5 protein-coding genes are annotated in these 7201 nt (G+C 72.0%); 4 read left to right on the top strand and 1 reads right to left on the bottom strand.

Annotated features, from left to right (window positions below; genetic code table 11):
• Positions 1-309: 309 nt before the first annotated feature.
• Entirely contained in the window at positions 310-1239 is a 930-nt protein-coding gene (locus QWJ41_RS19235) for a heme o synthase (RefSeq protein ID WP_302710096.1), read from the bottom strand.
• A 185-nt stretch (positions 1240-1424) separates the two neighbouring features.
• Here QWJ41_RS19235 and tkt point away from each other — a divergent pair, with 185 nt between their 5' ends.
• Genes tkt through pgl form a run of 4 tightly spaced genes read left to right on the top strand, consistent with a single transcriptional unit; the run spans position 1425 to position 7084 of the window.
• Positions 1425-3521, top strand: coding sequence for a transketolase (tkt, locus tag QWJ41_RS19230; protein ID WP_302710094.1), 2097 nt, complete (start codon positions 1425-1427; stop codon positions 3519-3521).
• Positions 3522-3573: 52 nt separating this feature from the next.
• Positions 3574-4680: a transaldolase gene (gene tal / locus QWJ41_RS19225; protein ID WP_302710093.1), complete on the top strand. Its 1107-nt coding sequence runs from the start codon at positions 3574-3576 to the stop codon at positions 4678-4680.
• Positions 4677-6350, top strand: coding sequence for a glucose-6-phosphate isomerase (gene pgi / locus QWJ41_RS19220; protein ID WP_302710092.1), 1674 nt, complete (start codon positions 4677-4679; stop codon positions 6348-6350). Before tal ends, pgi begins: the two co-directional genes overlap by 4 nt.
• Positions 6350-7084 carry a 6-phosphogluconolactonase gene (gene pgl / locus QWJ41_RS19215; RefSeq protein ID WP_302710091.1) on the top strand — a complete coding sequence of 245 codons (735 nt, stop codon included), beginning with the start codon at positions 6350-6352 and terminating at the stop codon, positions 7082-7084. Before pgi ends, pgl begins: the two co-directional genes overlap by 1 nt.
• Positions 7085-7201 lie beyond the last annotated feature (117 nt).

Genomic DNA, 7201 nt, shown 5'->3' with positions numbered 1-7201 from the left:
CGGCGGTCGTTGGTCGAGCAGCGAGGGCCGAAGGCTCGAGCGTCGTCGAGACCCGGTGAGTCCGTGGCGTACGGCGAGCGCGTCAGTCACCGGGTCTCGTCGACGTTCCTCGCTGGCGCTCGTCACTGCTCGACCAACGAAGGGCCGCACCGTTGGTCGAGCAGCGAGGGCCGAAGGCTCGAGCGTCGTCGAGACCCGGTGAGTCCATGGCGTACGGCGAGCACGCCACTCACCGGATCTCGTCGACGTTCCTCGCTGGCGCTCGTCACTGCTCGACCAACGACGCGGCCGCCGTGCGCCGCGGGTGGCTCAGCCGAGCAGGAGCGGGTCGAGCGCGACGGCGACGAAGAGCAGGGAGAGGTAGAGGTTGGAGGAGTGGAAGAGCCGCATCGGCTGGATGGTGGCCAGGTCGTCGGCGGTCTTGGTGCGCCCCCACATGCGATGCGCCTCGACCAGGAAGACAGCTCCGAGCACGGCAGCCACGACCGGGTAGATCGGGCCGGTGCCGGCCACCGGCCACAGCAGCAGCGAGGTGGCGACCATCACCCAGGAGTAGAGGACGATCTGGCGGCCGACCTCGCGGGCCGGGGCGACGACGGGCAGCATCGGCACGTCGACGTTCGCGTAGTCCTCGCGGTAGCGCAGCGCCAGCGCCCACGTGTGCGGGGGCGTCCAGAAGAAGACGACCATGAACAGCACCACGGGGGTCCAGGCCAGCTCGCCGGTCACCGCCGTCCAGCCGATCAGGGCCGGGAAGCAGCCGGCGAGGCCGCCCCAGACGATGTTCTGGGTGGTGCGCCGCTTGAGCACCATCGTGTAGCCGAAGACGTAGAACGCCTCCGCGGCGACCGCGAGCAGAGCCGACAGCGGGTTGACCCACACGTAGAGCACCACGACCGAGGCCACGCCCAGCACCAGGCCGAAGACCATGGCCGCCCGGGCGCTGACGATGTGGCGCGGCAGCGCCCGGCGTCGGGTGCGCCGCATCTGCTCGTCGATGTCGCGGTCGTAGACGCAGTTGAACACCGAGGCCGACCCGGCCGAGAAGGTGCCGCCCACGACGGTGGCCAGCACCAGGCCCAGCGGCGGCACGCCACGGGCGGCGAAGAACATCACCGGGACCGTGGTCAGCAGCAGCAGCTCGATGACCCGCGGCTTGGTCAGCCCGACGTACGCCGCCACCACGTCGCGGAACCGGGCGGGGCCCGGGCCACCGCTCGCCGTCGCGTCGTCGTGCAGGGCGTCAGCGGCCGACTGGCCGGCGTGGGTCACGAAGGGTCCTCGATGTGCAGACGGGTGAGGTGGGTCGGTGCGGATGAGAGTCTACTGCCCGTCATCGGTAGGCTCGGAATCGCCTTGGCCCGGGGGCTGTTGCACCCCGTGGCACCCGACACAAGACTGTTGTCAGCACCGGAAGGAACCCCGTGACCTCTCCCGCCCCCCTCGAGTGGACCGACACCGACCAGCTCGCCGTGGACACCGCCCGCGTGCTGGCCATGGACGCCGTCGAGAAGGCCGGCAACGGGCACCCCGGCACGGCCATGAGCCTCGCGCCGGCGGCGTACCTGCTCTTCCAGAAGGTGATGCGGCACAACCCCGCTGACCCCGACTGGGCCGGTCGCGACCGGTTCGTGCTCTCGGCCGGCCACAGCTCGATCACCCTCTACACCCAGCTCCTCCTCGGCGGCTGGGGCCTCGAGATCGACGACCTGCAGGCGCTGCGCCAGTGGGGCTCGAAGACCCCGGGCCACCCCGAGCACGGCCACACCCCCGGCGTCGAGACCACCACCGGTCCCCTCGGCCAGGGCGTCGCCAACGCCGTGGGCATGGCGATGGCCGCCCGCCGCGAGCGCGGCCTGCTCGACCCCTCGGCCGGCGACGGCGCCTCGGTCTTCGACCACCGCGTCTTCGCGATCTGCAGCGACGGCGACATCGAGGAGGGCGTCAGCGCCGAGGCCTCGGCCCTGGCCGGCGTGCAGAACCTCGGCAACCTCACCGTCATCTATGACGCCAACCAGATCTCCATCGAGGACGACACCGACATCGCGCTGAGCGAGGACGTGGCGGCACGCTACGAGGCCTACGGCTGGCACGTGCAGACCGTCGACTGGACCAACGGCGGCAACGACTACGTCGAGGACGTCCAGGAGCTGCACGACGCGATCGCGGCGGCCGAGACCGTCACCGACAAGCCCAGCTTCATCGTGCTCAAGACGATCATCGCCTGGCCCGCCCCCAACGCCCGCAACACCGGCGCCGCGCACGGCTCGGCGCTGGGCGCCGAGGAGGTGGCGGCCACCAAGGAGCTGCTCGGCTTCGACCCCGAGCAGACCTTCCAGCTCAAGGCCGGCGTGCTCGAGCACACCCGCGGCGCCGTCGAGCGCGGCAAGGTCGCCCAGGACGCCTGGGAGCAGGACTTCCGGGCCTGGGCCGAGGCCAACCCCGAGGGCGCCGCGATCTTCGAGCGGATGCGCACCCGCACCCTGCCCGAGGGCTGGGACGCCGAGCTGCCGTCCTTCCCGGCCGGCAAGGACGTCGCCACCCGCAAGGCCTCCGGCGCCGTCATCAACGCCATCGCCTCGAAGGTGCCCGAGCTGTGGGGCGGCTCGGCCGACCTCGCCGGCTCCAACAACACCACCATCGAGGACGCCCCGTCGTTCATCCCCGCCGAGCGCTCCACCGACTCGTGGAAGGGCGACCCGTACGCCGGCCGCGTGCTGCACTTCGGCATCCGCGAGCACGCGATGGGCTCGATCATGAACGGCATCGCCCTGCACGGCGGCACCCGTGTCTTCGGCGGCACCTTCCTGACGTTCTCCGACTACATGCGCCCCGCCGTCCGCCTGGCGGCCCTGATGGGTCTGCCGGTCACCTACGTGTGGACCCACGACTCCATCGGCCTCGGCGAGGACGGCCCGACCCACCAGCCGATCGAGCACCTCGCCGCGCTGCGCGCCATCCCCGGCCTCGACGTCGTGCGCCCCGGTGACGCCAACGAGGTCGCGGCCTGCTGGGCGCACATCATGCGCACCACCGACCGTCCGGCCGGTCTCGCGCTCTCGCGCCAGAACCTGCCGGTCTTCCCGCGGGGCGAGGACGGCTTCGCCGACACCTCCGAGGTGCACCGCGGCGGCTACGTGCTGCTCGACGCCGAGGGCGGCGAGCCCGACGTGATCCTCGTCGGCACCGGCTCCGAGCTGCAGCTGGCCGTCGAGGCCCGCGCCACGCTGGCCGAGCAGGGCGTGCGCGCCCGGGTCGTGTCCATGCCGTGCCGCGAGTGGTTCGACGCCCAGGAGGAGTCCTACCGCCAGCGCGTGCTGCCCGCGACCGTCAAGGCCCGGGTGGCCGTCGAGGCCGGCGTCGCGCTCGGCTGGCGCGAGGTCGTCGGCGACCAGGGCCGCATCGTCTCCATCGAGACCTACGGCGCCTCCGCCGAGTACGCCCGCATCTACACCGAGTACGGCATCACGGCCCAGGCCGTCGTCGACGCGGCGCAGGACTCCCTGTCCGCCGCCGGCTGAGCCCCACGACGCCGTACGCCCACCAGACAGCACCGCACACCAGGAGGAACACATGAGTGACCATCTGAAGGACCTGTCCGACGCCGGTGTCTCCATCTGGCTCGACGACCTGTCGCGCGAGCGCATCGAGACCGGCAACCTCGCCGAGCTCGTCGCCGCCAAGCACGTCGTCGGCGTCACCACCAACCCGACCATCTTCGCCAGCGCCATCGCCGACGGCGAGCGGTACGACGACCAGGTGCGCCGCCTGGTCGCCGACGGCAAGAACGTCGACGAGGTGATCTTCGAGCTCACGACCGAGGACGTACGCAACGCCTGCGACGTGCTCGAGCCGGCCGCCCAGGCCACCAAGCACGACGGCAAGGTCTCGATCGAGGTCGAGCCCGACCTGGCCAACGACACCGACGCCACCATCGCCTCGGCGCAGGCGCTGTGGAAGGCCGTCGACCGGTCCAACGTGCTGATCAAGATCCCCGCCACGCAGGAGGGGCTGCCGGCCATCACGGCCGCGATCGCCGAGGGCATCAGCGTCAACGTGACGCTGATCTTCGCCATCACCCGCTACCAGGACGTGATGGAGGCCTACCTGGCCGGGCTCGAGAAGGCCCACGAGGCCGGCATCGACCTCTCGACCATCGAGTCGGTCGCCTCGTTCTTCGTCTCGCGCGTCGACTCCGAGGTCGACACGCGCCTCGAGGCCATCGGCACCGACGAGGCGCTCGAGCTGCGCGGCAAGGCCGCCGTCGCCAACGCCCGCCTCGCCTACGCGGCGTACCAGGACGTCATCGCCAGCGAGCGGTGGGCGCGCCTGGCCGAGGCCGGCGCCAACCCGCAGCGCCCGCTGTGGGCCTCGACCGGGGTGAAGAACCCCGACTACCCCGACACGCTCTACGTCACCGAGCTCGTCGTCGCCGACACCGTCAACACGATGCCGGAGAAGACGCTCGAGGCCGTCGCCGACCACGCCGACGTGCAGGGCGACAAGGTGAGCGGCACGGCCGACGAGGCCGGCGCGACCATCGAGCGGATCCGCGAGGTGGGCGTCGACTGGAACGACGTGATCCTGGCGCTCGAGACCGAGGGCGTCGACAAGTTCAAGAAGTCGTGGACCGAGCTCGTCGAGACGGTCCAGGGCCAGATGGAGAAGGTCACGCGATGACCTCGGCGGCGTCCCACGACCCTCGATCGACGGACGCCTGGGGCCGGTTGGCGGCCCACGCCACCGGGTTCGACCCGGACCTGAGGGCGTGGTTCGCCGACGACCCCGACCGGGCGGGTCGGCTCACGCACACCGTGGGCGACCTGCACGTCGACCTGTCGAAGAACCTGCTCGACGAGACGGTCCTCGACCAGCTGCTCGCGCTGGCCGAGCAGACCGGCGTCGAGGCGCGCCGCGACGCGATGATGGCGGGCGAGCGGGTCAACGTGACCGAGGACCGCGCCGTCCTGCACACGGCGCTGCGCCTGCCCCGTGACGCCGAGCTGGTCGTCGACGGCCAGGACGTCGTCGCCGACGTGCACGAGGTCCTCGACCGGGTCTACGCCTTCGCCGAGAAGGTGCGCTCGGGCGAGTGGCGCGGGGCCACCGGCGAGCCGGTGCGCACGGTCGTCAACATCGGCATCGGTGGCTCCGACCTCGGCCCGGTGATGGCCTACGAGGCGCTGCGGCCCTTCGCCCACGACCGGGTCGAGTGCCGGTTCATCAGCAACATCGACCCGAGCGACGCGGCGATGACGCTCGAGGGGCTGGACCCCGCGACGACCCTGTTCATCGTCTCCAGCAAGACCTTCGGCACCCTCGAGACGCTGACCAACGCCCGGCTGTGCCGGGCCTGGCTGCTCGACGGGCTCGGAGCCGACGTCGACCGCGCCGACGCCGTGGCCCGCCACTTCGTCGCGGTCTCGACCGCCCTCGACAAGGTCGCCGACTTCGGCATCGATCCCGACAACGCCTTCGGCTTCTGGGACTGGGTCGGCGGCCGCTACTCGCTCGACTCCGCCATCGGCACCTCGCTGGTGATCGCCATCGGCCCGGAGCGCTTCGCCGAGCTGCTGGGCGGCATGCACGCCGTCGACGAGCACTTCCGCACCGCCGAGCCGGCGGCCAACGTGCCGCTGCTGATGGGCCTGCTGAACATCTGGTACACCAGCTTCATGGGCGCCGAGACCCATGCCGTGCTCCCCTACGCCCAGCTGCTGCACCGCTTCCCGGCCTACCTGCAGCAGCTGACGATGGAGTCGAACGGCAAGGGGGTGCGCTGGGACGGCACCGAGGTGACCACCGGCACCGGCGAGGTCTTCTGGGGCGAGCCCGGCACCAACGGGCAGCACGCGTTCTACCAGCTGATCCACCAGGGCACCCGGCTGGTGCCGGCCGACTTCATCGCGGTGGCCGAGCCGGCGCACCCGCTGCGCGACGGCGACCAGGACGTGCACGAGCTCTTCCTGGCCAACTTCTTCGCCCAGACCCGGGCGCTGGCCTTCGGCAAGACCGCCGAGGAGGTCCGCGCCGAGGGAACCGACGAGTCCGTCGTGCCGGCCCGCGTCTTCGAGGGCAACCGGCCGACCACCTCGATCATGGCCCCGGCGCTGACCCCGTCGGTGCTGGGCCAGCTGGTCGCGCTCTACGAGCACATCACCTTCACCCAGGGCGTGGTCTGGGGCATCGACAGCTTCGACCAGTGGGGTGTCGAGCTCGGCAAGCAGCTCGCCCAGGAGGTCGGCCCCGCCGTGGCGGGCGACCCCGACGCGCTGGCCGACCAGGACGCCTCGACCCGCTCGCTGATCGAGTACTACCGCGCCCACCGGCGTACGACGGACGGAGCCTGATGACCACCGAACCGCTGATCGAGGTGCACGACGACGCGGCCGCGCTCGCGACCGCGGTGGCCGGCGAGCTGCTGGCCCGGCTGGCCGACTCGCAGAGCGCCGGACGGGTGCCCGCGGTCGTGCTGACCGGCGGCTCGATCGCCGACGCGGTGCACGCCGAGGTGGCGCGCCTGGGCACCTCGGGCGAGGTCGACTGGACCCGCGTCGCGCTCTGGTGGGGCGACGAGCGGTTCGTCGCGGCAGGCTCCGACGACCGCAACGCGGGCCAGGCCCGGGCCGCGTTCATCGACGCGCTCGGGGTGCCGACCGAACACGTGCACGAGGTGGCCTCCAGCGACGACGTCGACTCGGCCGAGGAGGCTGCCGAGCGGTACGCCGCCGCGCTCGCCGAGCACGCCCCCGAGGGCTTCGAGGTGGTGATGCTGGGCGTGGGCCCCGACGGCCACGTGGCCTCGCTGTTCCCGGGCTTCGACCAGCTCGACGAGCAGGGGCGAGCGGTCGTGGCCGTGCACGACTCCCCCAAGCCCCCGCCCGACCGGGTCACCCTCACCTTCCCCGCCCTGGCCCAGACCCGCAGCACCTGGTTCCTGGTCAGCGGAGAGGCGAAGGCCGACGCGGTCGCCCGGGCCCTCTCCCCCACCAGCACCACCCCGGCCGAGACGCCGGCCAGCGTGCCGCGCGGACGGGTGGAGACCACCTGGTTCCTCGACCGCCCCGCCGCCTCCCGCCTCTGACCCCGACCCGGCTGGTTTGCACGGGACGACTCGCGAGTCGGCTGGTTCAAACCGGCCGGCTCGCGGTTGTCCACAGGTAGCGGGGGCGCCGGGTTGTGACGACGTACGGCGGGCAGC

Origin of the sequence: Nocardioides cremeus (assembly GCF_030518195.1) — a bacterium.
In the GTDB taxonomy this organism is placed as follows: Bacteria; Actinomycetota; Actinomycetes; order Propionibacteriales; family Nocardioidaceae; genus Nocardioides; species Nocardioides cremeus.
The sequence above is the reverse complement of the archived record's forward strand: the minus strand, read 5'-3'. Positions and strand labels throughout refer to the sequence as shown.

Coding starts and splice junctions, on each gene's coding strand:
- tal (WP_302710093.1), top strand. CDS start 3,574: ATGAGTGACCATCTGAAGGACCTGTCCGACGCCGGTGTCTCCATCTGG.
- pgi (WP_302710092.1), top strand. CDS start 4,677: ATGACCTCGGCGGCGTCCCACGACCCTCGATCGACGGACGCCTGGGGC.
- pgl (WP_302710091.1), top strand. CDS start 6,350: ATGACCACCGAACCGCTGATCGAGGTGCACGACGACGCGGCCGCGCTC.